An 18,863-nucleotide genomic window follows, 5' to 3' on the forward strand; every position below is an offset into this window, starting at 1 on the left:
GGTGGCTGAGGCGATTGAGGGCCGGCGACGCTGGCGGGAACGGCCGCATACCGGGCCCCGAGGCGACTTCATGCGCGTCCGCCTGCGCGCTGGTGGCCCTCGACGCCTTGCCATCGTGGCAGCATGAGCCGGTTACTCACCGGCGCGGAGTACCTCGCTGAGCCGGTCGTGTCGCCGCAGCGCCGCCTCGACCGGGACGACTGCGGTGGCCGCCGCCACCAGCGCCACACCTGTCAGGCCGAGCAGCCACCACGGCAGGACCGTCGCCGGGTCGGCGGCTTGACCGGTGAGCAGCTGTAGCTCGAGCGGGCCGAGCGTCAGGTGCGCGAGCAGGGCCCCGAGTAGCGGGCCGCACACCGCGGCGACCACGACCGGTGGCAGCAGTTCTCCTGCGGCGACCCAGCGGGCGTCGCGTGGCCGCAGGCCGAGGGTCCGCAGTCGGGTCAGGGTCTGCCACCGTTCCTGCGCACCGGCGGCGGCGGCGAGCGTGAGGCCGAGCAGTCCCAGCGCCAGCAGCACCGCAGCGGTCGTCCATGCCAGCCGTAGTGTTCCTGCGGTCAGCGGCGCCACTCGTTGCGCCTGCAGGATGTCGGTGCGCAGCACGATGCCGGCGGGGACGCCGCTGTCCGACACGGCCTGTGCCGTGCCGGGTCCGGTCACCCAGATGGTGTTGGGTACGGCGGGCAGCCCGGCCTCGGCGAGGGCAGCGGCGTCCACGATGACGACGTCGCCGGCGCCGCCGACGGGGGGCGCGGTGCCGACCGCGGTGAGCCGGATCGTCGGGCCGTTGTCGCGGGACAGTTGCAGCCGCGTGCCGGTGTGCAGGTCGCCGGTGCTCGATCGGACCAGCGCGGGCACGCCGGCGGGGTCAGGTCCGGGTGCTGTGAGCTGGGACAGTGCCGGGGCGTCGGGTAGCGGGGTGGTGGCCAGGAGGCGCCCGAACGCGGCGGCGTCCACGATGACCAGGCGTGGGGTGAACAGTGTCGATTCGGTGAAGAGCGGTGCGGAGTCGGTTACCTGTGCGGCGACGACCTGCTCTATCCCGGGTGCGGCGGCGATGCGTTCGGCGAGTGCGGGGGTCGCGTCCTGGACGTCGCTGCTGATGTCGAGGCGGGCGTCGGCACCGGTGGTGTGCCATGCGCCGTCATCGAGACCTCGGGTGATGGTGGCGCCGACGACAAGTGCGAACGATGCGAGCGCCGTGGCGCTGACGAGCACCAGCAGCGGCAGCGCGCGTGCGGCGGTGGTGGCCGCCCGGGCAGCGCCGAACACGGCCAGCGGGCGGCGCGAGCGCAGCGCCTGTCGGAGGACGATCCGTAATCCGACAGGCAGCAGCCGCAGCACGACGAGTGCGCCGGCGAGCGCGCCCAGGGCGACGGCGCTGATCGGGAGGACCAGGTCGCCGGTCAGCTCACCGGTGTCGCCGTGGGAGGCGTCGGGCAGGAGTCCGCGCTGGTGCAGGGTGCCGACGGCGGCGACCGCGGCGATCAGCACGGCGGCTTCGACGGCGGCGCGGCGCAGCCGGCCGGTGGTCAGGATCCAGCGCCGAGCGGCCGGGTTGACGGGTTGGTGTCGGTCGCGGCTGGCGCGGGCGGCGGCGAGGGTGCCGAACGTCGGCCCGGCGATGGCGCCGGCCAGGACCACGGGAATGGTCCAGGTCCAGGAGGCACCGGGTGCGGTGGTGTGGGCGAGTGCGAGGCCGACGGCGGCGGCCGACAGGGACACCACGGTGGACTCGATGATCAGTTCCGCGCCGAGGTCGGGTAGCGCCGCACCGCGTTGCCGGGCGGCGCTCAGCGCCGGGGTACGGCGGCGGACCAGCAGGTCGGCGGCGAGCAGCAGGACCAGTACGGTGGCGGTCAGGACTGCGGCGAGCAGGACGGCGGCCTGGGTGAAGGCGGCGCTGATCTGGGTGCGGGCGTCGCGCAGGACGGTGTCGAGCTGCGATTCCCACTTCAGGGAGCCGTCGCGGGCGGCTGATGAGCCGGAGGATGCCTTGAGTTTGACCACCTGGCTGGCGAGCGTCGTGGTGGCGTCCCAGGTGAGCGCGTCGGGTGCGGGGGCGAAGTGGACGGTGCGCCGCAGCTGGTCCTGGTCGAAGGCGAGTCGGGCGTCGGGTAGCGACTCGCGTGACAGCAGGGCGGCGACGCGGGTGGTGCCTGGGCCGTCGGCGCTGGGCACGGGGCGCAGCAGCGCCGGGGCGAGTCGCCAGGCAGGGTCGGCGTTGTCGGCGGGGCGGTAGATCCCGCTGATCCGGATGTCCTTGTCGCGTCCGTGGTCGTCCTCGGCCGGGATGCGGTCGCCGGGGCCGACCTGGAGGGCGGCGGCGTCGGCCTCGGAGAGGCCGACCTGCACCGGCCAGGGTGGCCCGTGGTAGGGGATCTCGATGGACCGTTCGGGGATCGTGGGGCCGGGTGCGCTGCCGGCGATCCAGGTCACGTCCGGGCCGCCGAGGTCATCGGCCAGGTAGGTGAGCTGGACGGTACGCGGCAGGTTGCCGTCGGTGATGCGCAGGATCGGGCTGTTGACCACGGCGATGGACGGCAGCAGCGCGGCGTCCAGGTCGGGTCCGAGCGTGTAGGTCGCCCGGGCGCGGAGGTCGTCGACGTCGTCGGCGAGGCGGGATATCCGCAGCCGTCCGCCGGTCGGGCCGGCGTCGCGTTCCCAGTCGGCGTGCACGAGGAGGTGCGACTCGTTGCCGGCGCGGCGGACCGTGTCCTGGACGGCGTCGTCGGCGGCGGCACGCAGCAGCGCCGGCACGGCTGCGGCGAGCAGCGCGACGACGGCGATGACGCAGGCGGTGAGCAGCAGCGCGCCCGCGTCGGTACGGCCACGGCCACGGACGCTGGGCCAGTGCGGCGCCGGCCACCGGCGGGTCAGCCACCGGTTCACGGCGCCACCCGCAGGTGCGCGGCGTCGGCCCGGCGGACCTGGACGCTGACCACCGCGGCGACCGTCAGCAGGCAGCCGGCCAGCAGGACGGCGAGCAGCGCGGCCTCGGCCGGCCACGGCCAGTGCGGTTGGGCGGCCGGGATGGGTGCGGCGCCGGTGTCGGAGCGTACGAGCAGGGGAGCGACGAGGCGGGTGGCGAGTGCGCCGACGGCCGTGCCCGCGGCGAGCAGGGGCAGCAGGATGACGGCGTGCTGGCCGAGGAGTACGGCCCGGATGCCGCGTCGGGTCATCCCCAGGCCACGTAGCCGCGCCACCTCTACGGCGCGGACCTGCAGATCGCAGGTCACGTGCGCGACGATGCCGGCGAGCAGCAGCAGGGCCGAGGCGGGGACGACGAGCCGGAGTGCGGCGGGCAGCGCGGCGTGCAGCGGGCCGCTGGTGAGACGGGCGGTTTCCGCGTCGCGGGTGGTGACGGTGCCCAGGTGCAGGGCGGTGGCCCGCTCGGCGGCACCGGGGTCGGTGGGGTGGCCGACCCACCAGGCGTCGACCGGGAATGTCAGGTCGCCGGTGACGGCGCGGGCGCGGGACAGCGTGTCCAGGTCGGCCAGGACGGCGGCGGCGCCGGGGGCGGACGGTACGGCCGGCACGACCTCGGTGACGACGATCGGGACGGGCGTGGTGCCGACGGTGATGCTGAGTTGGCTGCCGATGTCGGCGCCGACCGCGGTGGCGAAGCGGGTGCCGACGGCGACGGGCACCGGGCCAGGGTCGGGGAAGGCGGTGGCGACGAGGGTGCGGGCGGCGTCCGCGTCGCCGAGGTCGACGGTCGCCGCCATCTGCAGCGCGGTTCCCGTCGCCGTGGCGGAGAGCACGACGGTCGGGTCGCGCAACTTGGTCGGGATCGGCGGCGCGGACGTGGCCGTCCACGGCGATCCGTCCGCCGATGTGGTGGGCGGCACGGTGAGGGTGACGGCGATGCCGATGGGGCTGCCGACGGTGGCTTCGGGGCCGGCGGTGACCGGCAGGGACACCGCGACGAGGTGCAGTCCGTCGGCGGTCGCGCATGCGGGCAGCCGGTGCTCGCGGCCGTCGAGCGGCACGGGGGGACCGGTGCAGGGTGTGCGCAGACCGGTGGCGTCCTGCAGCAGCAGCTGGGGTGTCACGGTGAGTGGGATGGGGCCGGTCGCGGTGCCGCTCAGGACGAGTGGGGCGCCGGCTGCCACGGGCAGGCCGGTGACCGGGGTGGGTGGGGCGAGTGGTGCGCCGACGTCCGTCCAGGTGCGGTCGTGGTCGAGGCGTCCGCGCAGCAGCGCGTCGGCGCGGGTGGTGTCGACGGCGACCAGGCGTGGTGCGTCGCCGGCGGTGCCGAGCCACTGACCGACGGCGGTACCCCGGTCGAGGACGGGACTCACCGTGCCGGCGGTGGCTGCGGCGAGGTTCGCGCCGTCGCCGGGCACGGGCGTCGCGTCGAGGGACACTGCCAGGTCGGTGCCGACGGCGAGCGCGGCCTGGTCACGCTGCGACTGGTGCCAGGTGGTGTCGAAGGCGAGACCGAAGGTTGCGGCAGCGCAGGCCAGAGCGACGAGGAGCCCGGCGGCGACGGCCTGGGGTCGGCGGGCGGCCTCGGCGGCCGCCAGCGTCAGCGCCAGCCCACGGGTCCGGTACGCCAGCCGGTCGGTGCCGCGCAGGGCGGGCAGTACCACCCGCAGCGCCAGGGCGGCGCCGGTGGTGAGCAGCAACGCCGGTGCGAGGATGCGGACCGTGTCGGCGCGGGGGCTGGCGGTGGTGGGCTGCGCGTACAGCTGCCACCATGCGGTGGCGGCGAGTGCGGCGAGGATCAGGTCGGCGCCGGATCGGGCCAGCAGTTCGCGGCGGGTGCGGCGGTCCCCGGGTGCCGGACCGGGTCGGATCGCCAGGACGGTGAGGACCGCGGCGAGGACCAGCGCGCCGGCGACGATCGCGAGGACCTGGGCGGCGGTGACGGTCGGCGTGGTGGTGAGGTCGGCGTCGTCCAGGGGAGGCAGGTGGGTCAGGCCGGCGTGCAGGGCCGACGAGGCCGGTATCGCGAGCACGACGGCGACGGCGGCGACGAACCCGCCGTCGAGTGTCGCGGTGGCGGCCAGTTGACGGCGGCTGGTGCCGAGGGCGGTCCGGAGGGCGGTTTCGTCGGCGCGTATGCCGGCGGTCAGCCGGCCGGCGAGGACGAGTGCCGTCGCGGTCAGGACACCGCCGAGGACGGCGATGGCGAGCACGAGGGCGGCGGTGGCGTGCCGTTGGTCGCCGGCGGCGCGCAGGGTCAGCGGCAGGTCGGAGGCGACCCGTGCGAGCCGGACACGGTCACCGAGGGTACCGGCCAGCCGACGGTCCGCGCCGCGGACAGCGTCGGCCACGGTCTGCAGGTCGCGGCGGTGGGCGTGGGACAGGTCCGGATGGGCGGTGACCTCCATCCGGCCGATGGTGGCGCCGGTGGTGAGCAGGTCGGCGAGGTCGACGAGGAACGGGCCGTAGGCGTTGACCGGCTGCTGGAAACGGCCGTCGTGGTAGCCGGTGGCGGAACCTGCCGCGGCCAGCGGGTCGCGGTCCCAGCCGCGCCCCGGCAACGGGCGCACCACACCGACGACGGTCACGTCGATGGCCGGGACGGGATCGTGGGCCAACTCGGCGCCGAGACGCACCCGGCGACCGGGGGTGAGGCCGATCAGCTGGGCGGTGGACTCCAACACCACCGCGTCACCACGCTCACGCGGCCAGCGCCCGGTGACCAGCTCGGCTCGGGTCGGCAGGTCGTCCAGCCCCGACAGGTACGCCTGGGCCGCGACGGTGGTGCCCGGAGCGAGTGCGGCCGGCAACGCCCGCAGCACCGTCGACGCCCGCGCAGTGGTGGTCACCGGAAACGGTGCGAGCGTGGCGGCCAGCACGGCGCGGGTGTCGGCGTCGACGGACTGCGCGTCCGGGCCCTCGACGGTGCCGGTGTAGACGGTCACGTCGACGGCAGCCGGGGCGGCGCGGGCCATGGCGACCTCCAACGCCCGCTCCGTGGTGCGGGTGCTCAGCAGAGTGCAGGTGCCCAGCAGGGTCGCGCCGACGGTGACGACCCCGACGAGGGCCGCCAGCAACGGCCACTGCGCACGGGCGCGCCGCCGAACGAGCCTCAGCATCGCCCGCGTCACCCCGCATCCGGCACAGGCTCGCCCGGCTGCCCGGCTGCCTCGTCATGGAGGTGCCCGTCATGGATCCGGATCACCCGGTCGGCCAACGCCATCATCACCGGATCGTGGGTGGACACCAGCGCGGTGACACCTTCGGACTCGACCACCCCACGCAGCAGAGCCATCACCGACAGGCCAGTCTCCGCGTCCAGCTGCCCGGTGGGCTCGTCGGCGATCAGAAGCCGGGGCGAGGCGGCCAGCGCGCGGGCGATCGCCACCCGCTGCTGCTGCCCGCCGGACAACTCGGCCGGCCGCTGCCGGGCATGGTCGGCCAAACCGACCAACTCCAGCAGCAACTCGACCCGCCGCTCCCGCTCGGCCGCAGCGACGCGGGCCAGCCGCAACGGGGCGGCGACGTTCTCCGCCGCCGACAGCACCGGAATCAACCCGAAGCTCTGGAAGACGTACGACACCTTCTCCCGCCGCAGCCGGGACAGGCCGTCCTCGTCGAGCGCGGTGACGTCCGCGCCGTCGACGTGCACCGTGCCGGCGTCCGGGCGATCCAGACCACCGATGACGTTGAGCAGAGTGGTCTTGCCCGAGCCGGACCGGCCGACGAGCGCCACCATGCAACCGGCGGCCACATCGAACGACACACCGCGCAGCGCGTGCACGACGGTCGGCCCGGTGCGGAAACGCCGATGCACGCCGCGCACGCGCAGCAGCGGCTCGCTGCTCATTCGCCGTTGCCCGACGGGCGGATCGTGATGTGGTCGGCTTCCAGGGCCAACCGGACCCGTCGGGTCAGCGCCAGCGCCTGACGGAAGTCGCGGGGCACCTGCACCCGCCCGGCACGGTCCATCACGGCGTACTCCTCGGCGACCATGTGCGTGTCACCCACCGCATCGGTGGTGGTGCGGCGCAGCACCTCGCTGCTGGTACGCCCATCCCGGATCGCGACGGTCCGTTCGACCTGGCCGCTGACCTCCGGGTCGTGGGTCACCACGACAACGGTGACGCCGTAGCGCCGGTTGACGTCCCGCAGCACGCCGAAAACCTCCGCGGACGTGGCGGCGTCCAACTCGCCGGTCGGCTCGTCGGCGAGCAGCACTTTCGGCCGGTTGGCCAGTGCCACCGCGATCGCGACCCGCATCTGCTGCCCTCCGGACAGTTGCCCCGGGCGGCGATCGGCGCAGTCGGCGACACCGAGGCTGTCCAACAGCTCAGCGACACGCTTGCGGCGCTCCTCCTTGCCGGTCCGGGCCGCCGTCATGGGCAGGTCCACCATCTCCCGTGCGGTCAGGTACGGGATCAGATTGCTCGCCGTCTGCTGCCGGACGAACCCGACGGTGTGCCGCCGGTAGTCCACCCGGTCCGCGCGGGACATCCCCAACAGGCTCCACCGGTCGACCCGCACCCGCCCGGCGGTGGGGGCGTCGATACCGGCCAGGATGGACAGCAGCGTCGACTTGCCCGACCCGGAGGCCCCGACGACGGCGACCAACTCGCCGCTGTCCACGGTGAGGTCCAGTCCCTGCAGGGCCTGCACCTCGATGGAACCGGTCTGGTAGATCCGCACCAGGTTCTCGCAAACGATGAGCGCGTCCCGGCCGAACTCGGACGCGCGTGCGGGCGGCTGCGGCAGGGACAGCGGTGTGCGGGACATTGCTTCCTCCGTCCGGGTCGCGCCGACGCCGAGCCCGTCTCGGCTGGTGCTCAGGCCCACCGACCGGGGTACAGGGTGTTGCCTGGCCAGTACACATAGCTGCCGATGTGTCGAGAGCCCCGATTGCCCGTGCTGGCCCAGATTGAAGCAGTTTCGCAACCAGCGGCGGCGTTGACCATGCCCCGGGACGACTTTCCTGCGGTACCGGACGAGGGTCTACTCGTGAACGCGTCGACGGGGCGGCGACGACTCGGTGCGGCGGCTCGTCGAGGCGGCGCTGCAGGGCGGTCAGCCCGGTCCTACTGGGGGTGGTTGCACAGGCTGCTGCGGTCGATGCCGCCGACGTCCGCGTCGGACGTTCCGGCCGGCGAGACGCACCCGCAGCGTGAAGAAGTGCCCGGGCAGTTCAGAGGTGCCGGTCCGGGCGCGGTCGGGTACGGGTAGCCGGGCACACCAGCGCACCAGAGTCGTGGCGTCGGCCAGCGCCAGGTCCTTCAGGCTGTGAGCTGGGTGCAGGTAGCACGGTGTGAGGTGCTTGCCGACGCCGGCGTAGGGAACCTCGACGGGGTGGGCGTCGCCGGGTTACGCGGTGGTGGACGACGTGGTCGCCACGATGTAGCCGATACCGCGTGCGGACAGGCCCTGACGGAACTCGGCGACCTGCCCGTATCCGACACCAGCCGGGGGCGGCCTGCTGATGGGTTCCCTTCATACTCCTGCGGCGGAGACCGGTCGTCTTGGTGGTGTTGGTTGTTGATGAGTCGGTGGAGGGTTGTCCGGTGGAAGGGGAAGGCGAGTCGGAGGGTGTGGGCTATGGAGGTGGATGGTCCACCAGGTGAGGGCGATGAGGTAGCCGGTGATGAGGGCGCCGTGGGTGGGCAGCCCGTACGTCGGTAGCTGGCGTCGAGCAGCTCGCCGACCCCATCCCCGCCGGGCAGATAAGCAATCCTGGACGTCCGCGGCACCTTGCACCACGCGCCTCGCGGCAAGACAGCGCACCCGCCCGACAGCGGTTCGCGCCAGCGTGACAAGACGCCGCCCGTGGTGCGATCTTTGGCGGGTGATGGAGGAAGCGCGGCGTGAGCTGGAGCGGATGCGGGGCTCCTCGGTTGTGTGGCGGGAGCTGCGCTATGAACGGGCCACGGGGGCCGATGGCTATGACTGCGACGGTCATGCGGCGCGGCGGGCGGCGGTGTTGTGGGCGTTGCAGTACGACCGGCGGGCAGAGGATCTTCCACTGGTGCGCTGGTTGGCCGAGCAGGAGGCGTTGTGCCGACGCGAGGCACCGTTCCAGGGGCTGACTGAGGAGACCGAGCTGGTCGGCTTCCTGCTCGCGGAGCATCGACGAGTAGAGGATGTGTGGCTGCACTGGGAGATGAAGCGGGCCAACTTCGACACCTGGTGTGGCTACGACATTGAGCACCTGTTTGCTGCCGGGGTGCAGGCCACCGTCGGTTTCGTGCGCGACAGCGCGCATGCCGAACGGAACGATGTGCTGGAGCGCCTACTGGACGAAGAGGGCCAGCCGCGCAACGTGAGCGGTCACGTTTCCCGGCCGATCCTGCCGCCGAGGACCCGCTTCGGTGGGTGCAGCGGGCCAAACTAATGGGAGACGGTGAACTCGCCCGCCGGTGGCTGGACCGCTGGGCAGCCGGTCGCCAGCGAGACAAGAGCACACTGAGTCAGCTTCGATACCAGTTAGCCGATTTGGGGGCTTTCGCTGAGGCGGCCGAGGCGCAGCGGGAAAGCATCGTGTTTGCCGACAATCCCTGGGACTCCGCTTCGGCGTGGCAGTCCCTGGCCCAGCTGGAACGTCAGGCCGGCGGCCACCGTGCCGCGTGGGAGGCGCTGCGTGCGTGTCGCCGAGCCCTGGATGGCGTGGCCGGCTGGACGGCGGTGGGCCTGGGCCGGATGTACGTCGAGGAGCTGTTTCTCCTGGCCGGCTCCGCAGACGCCGAGTAGGCCGATGTGGTGTTCACCGAGGCGGACAGGCAGGCGCGCCAAGTTCCCGGGTTGCCCCTGGTGGTGTTGCAGGCCGCCGCGGAAGCGGCCGGCAAGGTCGGGAACCAGGCCAGGGTGGAGCACTACCTGAAGCTCCGCGACGCTGAGCAACGGCGCATCGACGTCGAGATGAGCCGAGCTCGCTCCTGATACCGCGGCATCCCCGCCAACAACGTGCGCTCATCGGCGGGATGAGGATGTCTCAAAACGGCTCTCGACCGACCCATGCCCGGGGTACGGCCTGGTAGGACCCTCAAGGTTGTCCAGCAGCCGACTCCCGAGCGTGACGCAGCCGGCCGGAGTAGTCGGGCATGACGATTTCGGCTGATCGGCAGGATCGGATGTCGGCGGTCGTCACCGACGCCACCTTCGGCCGCGACCGCTTCGTGTGGCCAGATGAGGTTACTGGTCCACCGTTCGCCAGTGGCCGATCGAAGGTCGGAGGGGAGATGCCTCGATTGCGTTAGACGTCGCCCGTCCAGGGTTTCCCGATGCCCGCGCGTGTCGCGCTGTGTCCGGGCGGTAGGTCAAGGACGTCGATCAGGCTGGGGTCCTCGTCGACGGCATGGTGCAGGTGTCCGAGTTTGCCGGTGCTGCCTGTCGCGTCGGTGGCTCCGACCAGCTGCCAGACTCCGTCGTCGGCGTCGTGACTGATCAGCAGGACAGGCTCGTGGCGTTCGAAGACTTCAGGGGTCTGGATACAGGTGGTGCCCAGTAGCCAGTGCCGCATCCACCAGGCTCGCCGATCGTGTTGCATGACGTGGTCGGTGACCCACCAGACGAACGGCAGGTCCTCGTGGGCGCGTGACTGGACTGCGGTCAGGTCCGGACCGCCCTGCGGGACCCGCTCGAACGGCTCGTCGACGAGCGAGAACGCGTGCGTACCCTCGTTGGCGAAGATGACGGCGTGGAAGGTGCCGCCGCCAGGATTGCCGGCACCAATCCCGATGGACAAACGGGCGACGTGCGGGTCCGAGCCGGTGGTCCAGCCGAACGCGTACGAGGCGAGCTCACCGCCTGGTCCCACGAACTCGCCGAACGCACGCCGGTCCATGCCCGTGACGTCGGCGGTCGGCACCTCAACGAGCGCACCCTCCAGCACCTGGATCTCCACGCCGGCAACATAGCTGATCGAGAACAGCGGGTCGGTCCGGGTCGAGGACCTGAGTCAGTTCGCGCTACTGGGAACGGTGTACCGGCCGGGATTTGAGTTCCACCGGGATCGTGCCCCGGCCGTGCACCCGGGAGTGGTACGTCCTGTGGATCTGTCAAGGTTGCGGGATGTCCTTGAGTCCTCACCCGCCGCCGAATCGCGACCAGATCGAGTCGATGCTCCTGGCGCTCCTGGACGGAGGTCAGTCACGCGACGAGGTCGACCGATGGGCAGCTCAGTGGGTCACCGATCCGGATGGCGGCGGTGTGGAAGACGCGGATGTCTGGTGGGCGTTGACTCAGCTGCACGGCATCGACCTGCGCCACGCCAAGGACGGCCCGTACCTGCACGACGACGAGCAGGTACGACACTGGCTCCATGCCTTCCGCGCGCGCCGTCCCCGGGCGTCCTGACCACAGGCACGCCCGATGAGCGGGTTTGCATGGGTGGCCTGCGTGAGCTCTGCGCTTCGCGTCGATCGCCACCTTCTGTCGATCGTGCCCGAGGGGCAGCGGGGGAGCGTGGGCAGGAGGTTCCTACCTGTCGTGCTGTCGGCGCACCATCTCGCTGATCCAGATGGGCGCGAACGGAGACGTGCAGTTCGGCGGAGTCGGGTAGTCCTTGAGTACCTCCAGGCGCTCGCCGATGTCGATCGCACGGGCACGTTGTTCGGCGTGCTCGATTCCGATCTGAGCCAGGCAGTGGTTCATCGCCCACTGCAGGCGATCCGGGGCGTCTTTCATCTCCGCCTCGATGACATCGAGTAGTCCTGCGAGGTCGAGGCCCTCGGGTTTCTTCGTTACGCGTTCGGTGGTCAGCGCCCAGCCGGCACTCGCGATCACCGGATCCGGATCGGCGGACCAGGCCAGACGCAGCTCTTCGGCGTGCGGGTTCTTCTTCACCACATAGTTGACGAACCAGTCGTGCACCTTGGGTGTGCGCGCCTCGCGCAACATGACGTCCAACTCGTCACGCTCGAACGCCTTCGGGCGGCAGATCAGGATCGCCAGCAGCCTCGCCGCGGTGTCGTCCGTCTTCCAGAGTTGGCACGCGAGTGCCTGCTGCGTTTTCAGTCGCTTCGCGAGCTCGCGCAGCTTGCCGAGGTGCACACCGTGGTCGTCCCCGTGTTTTTCGTTCACCTCGCGGGTCTTCGGGTCCTCGATCGCGGCGAGTTCGGCCATCACCTCGGCCACTGTCGTCCCAGTCATTTCAGCCTCCTGTCCGTCATGCGGGGGTCACTCGCGCAGCGGGTGCCATCCGCTGGCCCTCCGCGTCCGTGGGAGTTCGCGGTGGGTCGGGCGCGGACGGCTCGGTCGGTGTGCCCGGTGGGAAGCCGTCGGCGGGTCGGCGGAGAAGGCGGCCGCGCCGAGCATTGCGCCACCGAACACCGGTCATCCGTGGGTCCCCAGGCACCGCCCGGCCGCACCGCCGGGCCAAGGGTCCGGTGCAGCCCGATCACACACGCCACGGTCAGCAGACCGCTGACCACGAGGTTGGCGATCTGGATTCATCCTTGGTCGCCGGTGCCCAGCATGCTGGCCGGGTGCCGGCTGCTGTCTAATCCGTCCCTGGTGAGTATCTGCAGGACGACCACGACGATGTAGAGCGGTCCGGCGACGCAGCAGCCTCGTCTCCCGGGCGGCGGCGCTGGGCGCCCTGCCGGCGGCGGTGGTGATGACATCGTGGGTCATCAGCTGTCGCCTCTGGTGTCGGGGGCGTAGTGCTGTACCGCGAAGGCGACGGCCACGGCGATGTCGTCGTCGCTGGTTCCCCAGGCGGCCTGGATGGCGGGAGCCCAGGCCTGGCAGCTGCGGATGGCGAACTCCTTCGCCTCGGGCGTGTCCTCCCACGTGGCAGGGTCAACGTTCACGCCGTGCAGGAAGAGGTCGAGGCCGAGCAGCGCGAGGTCCCAGCCGCCGCCGATTCCGATCGTTCCACCGGGACCGTAGGTGCGCACCAACTCGTCGACGATCTCGGCGGGTGAGGCGTGTTCCAGCTCAAAGACGGTGCGGCCGTCGTCGCCGGGTGCCAGGCGCACCTCGACCTCGGTCGACATGCCCTCGCCGAGGACCCAGGTCACCTTGAGCAGGCGGGGTTCCTCGCAGCGCAGGATCTCGCCGCCGGCGTTGTCCTTGAGCTGGAACGTGCCGCCGACCCGCAGGTCGCCCTCGATCGGGCCCAGCCAGCGGCTGAGCCGCTCCGGTTCGGTGCAGGCGCTCCACACGTCCTCGATCGGGGCGTCGTAGACCCGCCGCAGCAGCAGCGATCGCCCTGCGCCAGCGGCAACCGCCTGGTTGCCGATCTCCCGGTGGGTGGCGTTGACCTGGTTGATGATGTCGATCACGTCGATTCCTCGCTATCTGACTCGGCTGCCTGACGACGTTCCGGTGTCTCGCCAGGGTTTCCAGGGTTGTCGCGCGGTTCGCGGCGTTGGCGCTTGCCACGGGCGAGTTCGGTGGCCAACGCGTCCAGGCGCTGGCTCCAGAACTGCCGGAAGCGTCCGAGCCAGATGTCGACCTCCTGCAGCGGCGCGGCCTCCACGGCGTAGAGGCGGCGCGTACCGTCCGGGCGGACGGTGACGAAACCCGACTCCCTCAGCACTCGCAGGTGTTGCGACACCGCAGGTGCTGAGATGCCGAACTCTGCCCGGACCACCTCGCTGATGGTTCCGGCGGCCTGTTCGCCGTCGGCGAGCAGCTCCAGTATTCGGCGCCTGACCGGGTCGCCGAGGACATCGAACGCGTGCACCCGGGGAACTATCCCAGTCTGGACTTAATTAAGTCAAGCCTGAACTATGCGGTGCTGTGCTGATCCGCCGTACACCATGCGTTCGGCTGACGAGGCAGCCACCTGGTCGAAGCGGACGGCTTCAGGTCGCCGCAGCCTCCGCTGCTCCAGCGGCCGCTTCCGAGCCGGCCCAGGACCACCCGCTTGGTGACCGCGCTGGTCGACGGCGTCGCCAGTCGGGGCGTGGCCTGCGGTTACCATGCCGTCCCCGGGAGTCCTGACCACGGACATGCCCGACATGCAGCAGACCAGGACGCCCAACCCCCCGCTGCCCTCGTCGTTCCGGTCTTCGCAGAGGGCTCAGCTGCTGGCGTGTGTGGCCGGCAACTCCGGTGGCTGGGGGGTCGGCTCGTCGTCCGGGTGTGCAGGCGGCTGGAACGCGATGTCGGTCACGTCGGCGATCAGTTCGGTGAAGTCGGTGCCGTACGCGGCCGGCTCGATGATGCGCAGCACCAACGCGAACGGCCGGTCGGCGCCGAACGTCCGGGCGAGGTCGGGGTGGTGTTTGGTCAGGTATCGGGCGCCGGCGAGGTTGCTGCCCGCGGTCAGGCCGCCGATGAAGAAGACCGGGCGCCCGCCGGTCGGCCCCCAGAATCGGGCGAGCAGGACGTAGCTGGTCTCTGGGCTGTAGACGTACTCGGTGCCGCCGACGGTGAACGACATCCGGCGTTTGTCCTCGTCGAAGATCTCGTACGTCACGCCACGGAGGATCGCGCGTACGTGTGTGGCGCTGCGCGGGCTCGCGCCGGGGCCGCCGACACAGAACTCGGTCAGCCGGCCGATCTCCCCGGTCGGCTGGTTCTCGCCGACCCGGTCGGCGTGGGCGCCGCATTCCCGGGCGATGGTCGCCAGTTCCACCAGCGCGGCGACGTCGCGGCGGTGGACGCTGAACTCGCGCGGCGACGACGCGTGCCGGGACACCACCAGCAGACAACTCGCCCCGGCGGTGAGCCCGAAGAAGGCGCGTGCCCGGTTCAGCTTGCGCCGACGCAGCAGGAACCCCGTGAGCCAGACGGCCGTGCCGGCGATGACGCTCGCCAGCAGATTGATGAGAAGATCGCCCATGCCTCGATGATGTCCGACCGAGCGATGACGTCGAGGACGGTCTCCAGGCACACCGTTGGCGGGGATCGGGGAGAGCGCCTGTACCTGAGGACTAACCTGCCAGCTGGCAAGGCTCCGGCTTGCCGCGGAGTCTGTTGCCAGGACTTCTCAGCGGCCCTGCGTGTCGTCTGCGGTAGATGCGGTAACGACCTCGCGGTCCCGGTGGTGACCATCGGTGCCGTACCGGGCAACCATGGTTCGGACGGCTTCTTCCACCACCGCGGTCGTGCGGGCAGGGGACACCGTCCAGTCCGGCAGCAGAAGGCTCGGCCAGAACAGGTAGTTGGAGATCATCCCGAGGAACTGGGTAGCGGCCATCTCCGGGTCAGCGATGTCTGCGGCTCCCGCGTCGTGCTCGGCCACCAGGTAGATCCGGACGGTCTCGAAGTACGGCAGTTTGCCCTGTGAGAAGTGCGCCTTGGCCAGTTCGGGAAACCGTGGCAGTTCGGCGATGACGATGCGGAACAGGTCGGTCATCTCCGGCTGGCTCACCAGTGTCGCGTAGCGCCGTCCCAGAACCGTCAGGCCGGCTGCCAGGTCACCGGTGGGTGGCACGTCGGCGACGTCGTTCTCGGCCCATGAGTCGATGACGATGGCATCGAACAATGCTGCCTTCGTCGGGAACTGCTTGAACAACGTTGCTTTTGACACGCCAGCACTGTCGGCAACACGGGCCAGTGACGTCCGGTCGTAGCCCAATTCGAGGAAAAGCTCAGTAGCGGCCTGCACGATGAGCGCGCGCTTCTCCTCCGCCACGCGCTGGTGATAGGCCGACGGCACTGGGGTCATGCGCCCATCATAGCGAGGCGAGTGGGTTGACTCACCATCTGCAGGGGCGTAGCCTCGGCAAGGTGAGTCGCTCGACTCGCCACCTGGTTTCGGGTGTCGCCCCCCATGCGTACTCGGAGGATCTGATGTCCCGCTTCGTCGATCAGACCGTTCTCGTCACCGGTGGCACCGGTGGGCAGGGGGCCAGCCACGTTCGCGCCTTCCATGCCGAAGGCGCCAACATCGTCATCGGTGGCACAAATGCCGAGCGTGGGGCTGGCCTCGCCGCCGAGTTGGGAGATCGGGCGCGTTTCGTCCGCTTCGACGTGTCCGAGGAGGAGTCGTGGGCCGCCGCCGTCGCGGAGACCGAGAAGGCCTTCGGCGCGCTCACGATCCTGGTCAACAACGCCGGGGTGCAGAACCCGCCGGCCCTCATCGAGTCCACCGACCGGGCTACGTGGGCTCGCATCCTCGACATCAACCTCACCGGCACGTTCCTCGGCATCAAGGCAGCCGCACCAGCGCTGCGGCGCGCGGGTGGAGGAACGATCATCAACATCGCTTCCACCATGGGCATCGGCGGTACTGCCTTCTACGCGCCCTATGTCGCCAGCAAGTGGGCGGTTCGAGGGCTCACTCGAACTGCTGCCCTTGAGCTGGGCCGCGACAACATCCGCGTCAATGTCATCCACCCCGGCGTTGTCGCCACCCCGTTCATCACCGAGCCGGCGGCCGGCAGCGACACCGCGATCGCCGACTTCTACTCGCCCGAGCCGTTCGCCGTCCCGCGACTCGGAGAGCCCGCCGACATCACTGCGCTGCTGTTGTTTCTCACATCGCCGGACGCGACGTTCATCACCGGTGCCGAGTATGTCATCGACGGCGGACTGCTCCTCGGCCCCGCACTGCAGAAGGAAGCGGCATGAACCCCGCAGCCCACACGGCGAGTGCAGGCACTATCACCGCGGTTGCTGACGTTGCCGGCCGGATTGCAGCACCGCGTCGAGGCCGTTCAGCCGCAGCACGCTCGCGCCGCGCAGGTGCGCCAGGTCCGTACTGCCGTCCCCCGTGTACTTGAGGAATGCCACCTGTTCGGTCCATTCCAGACGGGTGCCGTCCGTCTCTGGGTCGAGCCGGACGGTGACCAGTGAGGTCCATCGCAGGTCGCCGTCGACGATGGCCTCGTAGCCGTAGACAATCCGGTGTGCGTCCGCGATGTCGATGTACCGCGACCGGTACTCCAGCCGCTCGGGCGCCGTGTCCAGCCCGGTGAAGGTGCTGCTTGCCGTCTCGCCTCCGCCCACCCGGAAGTCGTGCTCGTATGAAGCTCCGCTGCCAGGAAGCCGGAACCATCCCCGTCTGATCGCGGTATCGGCGAACGCGGTAAAGACCTCGCCCGGCGGCACGTCGAGGTGCCGCGAGATCGTGAAGGTGTCGTGTAGGACCATGCCGTCCTCCCGCTGTCACGGCCACCAAGGGGTGGCCGCACGTCCGTTACGATCAGTAAGAAACGTGCGGCCGGCGGATTTAGTCCGGCTCGCCCATACGCACTTTGAAGTCAGCTACTGACGCACGAGGAACAGAGAGTTGTGACAAGCCTCCTCGGCACCGAACTCGCACAGCGTGGGGTCGCGCCGGACTGCATCCAGACGATCGAACTCGTCCGCGACGTGCTGGCGCGGGTGGGCGACAAATGGACGCTGCTGACCATCACGGTCCTGGCGTCCGGACCACTGCGCTTCACCGCGCTGCACGAGCAGGTCACCGGCATCTCGCAGCGGATGCTCAGCCAGACGCTGCGCGCCCTCACCCGCGACGGGCTGGTGACCAGGACCGCATACCCGCAAGTGCCCCCGAGGGTTGAATACGCCCTGACGCCGCTCGGCCGCTCACTGAGCGAGGCCGTGGACGGACTCGTGCACTGGGTCCGTGGCCACCAGAGCGACATCCTCCGCAACCGCCACGAGTTCGACCAGGCACCCGCCGAGAACCCAGCCACCCCATCCCACGCGTAGCCACGCCCTATCACCCACGACTGCCGCACAGCGATCATCAGTCGAGCTCAGACACACTGCCATCGGCAAAACCGTGAGCGGCGCCGCGACGTACGGGCGCAGATGAGTCGTAGGCCCCTTGGGCGCGGACATCCGCCCGTCGGCCCCACCGACCGTTCGACGTACCCCGGCATCCTGTCACGCATCGCGCGCCCGGCCGGCAGCAAATCCGCACCCTACGCGTTCGTGGAGCCGGTCTTGCGGACCAGCATGTACCCGTACCGGGGCTCCGCGTCTTCGGGTGGGGTTTCGCCCTGGAAAACCAGGGCGAAACCGGCGGCGGTGAAGCGGTCCTCCATCTCCCGGGCCGAGAGCCAGTACCGATCGAAGTCGATGCCGAGACTGCCGACGCGGCTACCAGGACTGTTGCGATGCCCTGTCCCGTCGCCGTGCTTGAACGCCGCCACCAGGTAGCCGCCCGGCCGCACGACCCGGGCCAGCTCGGCGAACGCCCGTACCCGGGCGTCCGGTGCCAGGAAGATCAACGAATACCAGCACACCACCCCGGCCAGCGACGCATCCCCGAACGGCAGCTCCCGCAGATCGGCGACCGCATACCCGAAACCCGGATGCTCCCGCCGCGCCACCTCCACCATCCCTGGCGACAGATCCACCCCGCGCGGCGACAGGCCCCGGTCCGCGAGGTACGGAAGAAGTCGTCCGGTGCCGCAGCCCACGTCCGCGACCTCCGCGCCCACGGTCAAGGTCAGCTCGGCGAACAGGTCGAGCATCGCGCGTTCGACCGGCATGCTCTCCAGCACCCCTACCAGGTTCTCCGCGTACCACTCCGACAGCACGTTGTGCGCGTCCCGCAGTTCCTCGGTACTGGCGTCCATCCCCCGCTGACCCCCCCGTTGCCGGCCGTCGCAGCGGCGAATCTACCGCAGGCCGCCGAGCTGATCGATGCTCGCGGGCACCGGGCAGAATATTCGGGTGGCAGGCTCAGGAGTCGTTCGGATCTATCACGGCGATGAAGGCTGGGGTGTCATCGATGGGGCCGAGGTTCCCGGCGGGTGTTGGGTCCATTTTTCGGCTATCGCCATGAACGGATACCGGCAGCTTGCTGCCGGACAGGGGGTCTCCTTCATCGCCGAGCCGGTGGCGCAGGACGGGTTCGCGTATCGGGCGGTAAAGGTGTGGACGACCGAGACAGAGCCCCTTGACGAACAAAGCGAGAGTGCCCAGTCCCGCGCGTACCACAGCACGATGACACTGGCCTTTGACGAACCACCCGAGCGCGGCGGGCGCTGACAACCTGTCCGACCCAGCGGCCACATGATCGAGCATCC

The 18,863-nt window shown here is 70.6% G+C and carries 19 protein-coding genes and 1 pseudogene; 7 read left to right on the forward strand and 13 right to left on the reverse strand.

The features are described 5' to 3' along the window. Nucleotides 1–132: 132 nt before the first annotated feature. The 5 genes and pseudogenes from EG812_RS26430 to EG812_RS29800 all read right to left on the reverse strand — a co-directional run. A complete protein-coding gene (locus EG812_RS26430; RefSeq protein WP_126713165.1) occupies nt 133–2,892 on the reverse strand; it encodes an FtsX-like permease family protein in 2,760 nt (919 codons plus the stop codon). After that, on the reverse strand, nt 2,889–6,050 hold the full coding sequence (locus tag EG812_RS26435) for an FtsX-like permease family protein (protein ID WP_126713166.1): 3,162 nt from the start codon (nt 6,048–6,050) through the stop codon (nt 2,889–2,891). Before EG812_RS26435 ends, EG812_RS26430 begins: the two co-directional genes overlap by 4 nt. 8 nt (nt 6,051–6,058) lie before the next feature. Further along, nucleotides 6,059–6,781 carry an ABC transporter ATP-binding protein gene (locus tag EG812_RS26440; RefSeq protein ID WP_126713167.1) on the reverse strand — a complete coding sequence of 241 codons (723 nt, stop codon included), beginning with the start codon at nt 6,779–6,781 and terminating at the stop codon, nt 6,059–6,061. After that, the gene (locus EG812_RS26445) at nt 6,778–7,707 is read right to left on the reverse strand and encodes an ABC transporter ATP-binding protein (RefSeq protein WP_126713168.1); all 930 of its coding nucleotides are present in this window, start codon (nt 7,705–7,707) and stop codon (nt 6,778–6,780) included. The genes EG812_RS26440 and EG812_RS26445 overlap by 4 nt, the downstream gene beginning before the upstream one ends. Nucleotides 7,708–8,043: 336 nt before the next feature. Next, nucleotides 8,044–8,400, reverse strand: a pseudogene (locus tag EG812_RS29800) (transposase); the annotation flags it as partial. Nucleotides 8,401–8,767: 367 nt separating this feature from the next. On the opposite strand from EG812_RS29800, the gene EG812_RS29805 reads away from it, so the two are divergent. The 3 genes from EG812_RS29805 (at nt 8,768) to EG812_RS29815 (ending at nt 9,858) form a co-directional block, all read left to right on the forward strand. Continuing rightward, nucleotides 8,768–9,313, forward strand: coding sequence for a hypothetical protein (locus EG812_RS29805; RefSeq protein ID WP_233579647.1), 546 nt, complete (start codon nt 8,768–8,770; stop codon nt 9,311–9,313). 146 nt (nt 9,314–9,459) lie between these two features. Further along, on the forward strand, nt 9,460–9,669 hold the full coding sequence (locus EG812_RS29810; RefSeq protein WP_233579649.1) for a hypothetical protein: 210 nt from the start codon (nt 9,460–9,462) through the stop codon (nt 9,667–9,669). Between the two features lie 6 nt (nt 9,670–9,675). Continuing rightward, nucleotides 9,676–9,858, forward strand: a complete 183-nt coding sequence (locus tag EG812_RS29815) for a hypothetical protein (protein WP_233579650.1) — start codon at nt 9,676–9,678, stop codon at nt 9,856–9,858. A gap of 313 nt (nt 9,859–10,171) precedes the next feature. Here EG812_RS29815 and EG812_RS26460 read toward each other — a convergent pair whose 3' ends face one another. Then, nucleotides 10,172–10,822, reverse strand: coding sequence for a hypothetical protein (locus EG812_RS26460; protein ID WP_126713169.1), 651 nt, complete (start codon nt 10,820–10,822; stop codon nt 10,172–10,174). Nucleotides 10,823–10,989: 167 nt separating this feature from the next. Between EG812_RS26460 and EG812_RS29140 the strand changes: the two genes are divergently transcribed. Next, nucleotides 10,990–11,274, forward strand: a complete 285-nt coding sequence (locus EG812_RS29140) for a YxzC family protein (protein WP_158632549.1) — start codon at nt 10,990–10,992, stop codon at nt 11,272–11,274. Nucleotides 11,275–11,397: 123 nt separating this feature from the next. Here EG812_RS29140 and EG812_RS26465 read toward each other — a convergent pair whose 3' ends face one another. From EG812_RS26465 to EG812_RS26485, 5 genes are all read right to left on the reverse strand, one after another. Further along, complete coding sequence (locus EG812_RS26465) at nt 11,398–12,069, reverse strand: DNA alkylation repair protein (RefSeq protein ID WP_126713170.1); 672 nt, start codon at nt 12,067–12,069, stop codon at nt 11,398–11,400. Nucleotides 12,070–12,551: 482 nt separating this feature from the next. After that, nucleotides 12,552–13,205: an SRPBCC family protein gene (locus EG812_RS26470; RefSeq protein ID WP_126713171.1), complete on the reverse strand. Its 654-nt coding sequence runs from the start codon at nt 13,203–13,205 to the stop codon at nt 12,552–12,554. Next, a complete protein-coding gene (locus tag EG812_RS26475; protein ID WP_013733115.1) occupies nt 13,202–13,609 on the reverse strand; it encodes an ArsR/SmtB family transcription factor in 408 nt (135 codons plus the stop codon). Before EG812_RS26475 ends, EG812_RS26470 begins: the two co-directional genes overlap by 4 nt. Before the next feature lie 339 nt (nt 13,610–13,948). After that, a complete protein-coding gene (locus EG812_RS26480; protein WP_126713172.1) occupies nt 13,949–14,713 on the reverse strand; it encodes a hypothetical protein in 765 nt (254 codons plus the stop codon). A gap of 147 nt (nt 14,714–14,860) precedes the next feature. After that, nucleotides 14,861–15,541 carry a TetR/AcrR family transcriptional regulator gene (locus EG812_RS26485; protein WP_102656219.1) on the reverse strand — a complete coding sequence of 227 codons (681 nt, stop codon included), beginning with the start codon at nt 15,539–15,541 and terminating at the stop codon, nt 14,861–14,863. A gap of 125 nt (nt 15,542–15,666) precedes the next feature. On the opposite strand from EG812_RS26485, the gene EG812_RS26490 reads away from it, so the two are divergent. Beyond that, nucleotides 15,667–16,446 (forward strand): SDR family NAD(P)-dependent oxidoreductase, encoded by a 780-nt coding sequence (locus tag EG812_RS26490; RefSeq protein WP_126713173.1) that lies wholly within the window; start codon nt 15,667–15,669, stop codon nt 16,444–16,446. Nucleotides 16,447–16,479: 33 nt separating this feature from the next. Here the strand turns inward: EG812_RS26490 and EG812_RS26495 are convergent, their stop codons facing one another. Then, on the reverse strand, nt 16,480–16,968 hold the full coding sequence (locus EG812_RS26495) for an SRPBCC domain-containing protein (protein WP_126713174.1): 489 nt from the start codon (nt 16,966–16,968) through the stop codon (nt 16,480–16,482). A 141-nt stretch (nt 16,969–17,109) separates the two neighbouring features. On the opposite strand from EG812_RS26495, the gene EG812_RS26500 reads away from it, so the two are divergent. Beyond that, a complete protein-coding gene (locus tag EG812_RS26500; RefSeq protein WP_126713175.1) occupies nt 17,110–17,535 on the forward strand; it encodes a winged helix-turn-helix transcriptional regulator in 426 nt (141 codons plus the stop codon). Nucleotides 17,536–17,750: 215 nt separating this feature from the next. Here the strand turns inward: EG812_RS26500 and EG812_RS26505 are convergent, their stop codons facing one another. Beyond that, nucleotides 17,751–18,410, reverse strand: a complete 660-nt coding sequence (locus tag EG812_RS26505) for a class I SAM-dependent methyltransferase (RefSeq protein WP_126713176.1) — start codon at nt 18,408–18,410, stop codon at nt 17,751–17,753. Nucleotides 18,411–18,477: 67 nt separating this feature from the next. On the opposite strand from EG812_RS26505, the gene EG812_RS26510 reads away from it, so the two are divergent. Continuing rightward, complete coding sequence (locus EG812_RS26510) at nt 18,478–18,825, forward strand: cold shock domain-containing protein (protein WP_102656224.1); 348 nt, start codon at nt 18,478–18,480, stop codon at nt 18,823–18,825. The last annotated feature ends 38 nt before the right edge of the window (nt 18,826–18,863 follow it).

This window comes from Verrucosispora sp. FIM060022 (genome assembly GCF_003977705.1).
Lineage (GTDB): Bacteria > Actinomycetota > Actinomycetes > Mycobacteriales > Micromonosporaceae > Micromonospora > Micromonospora gifhornensis.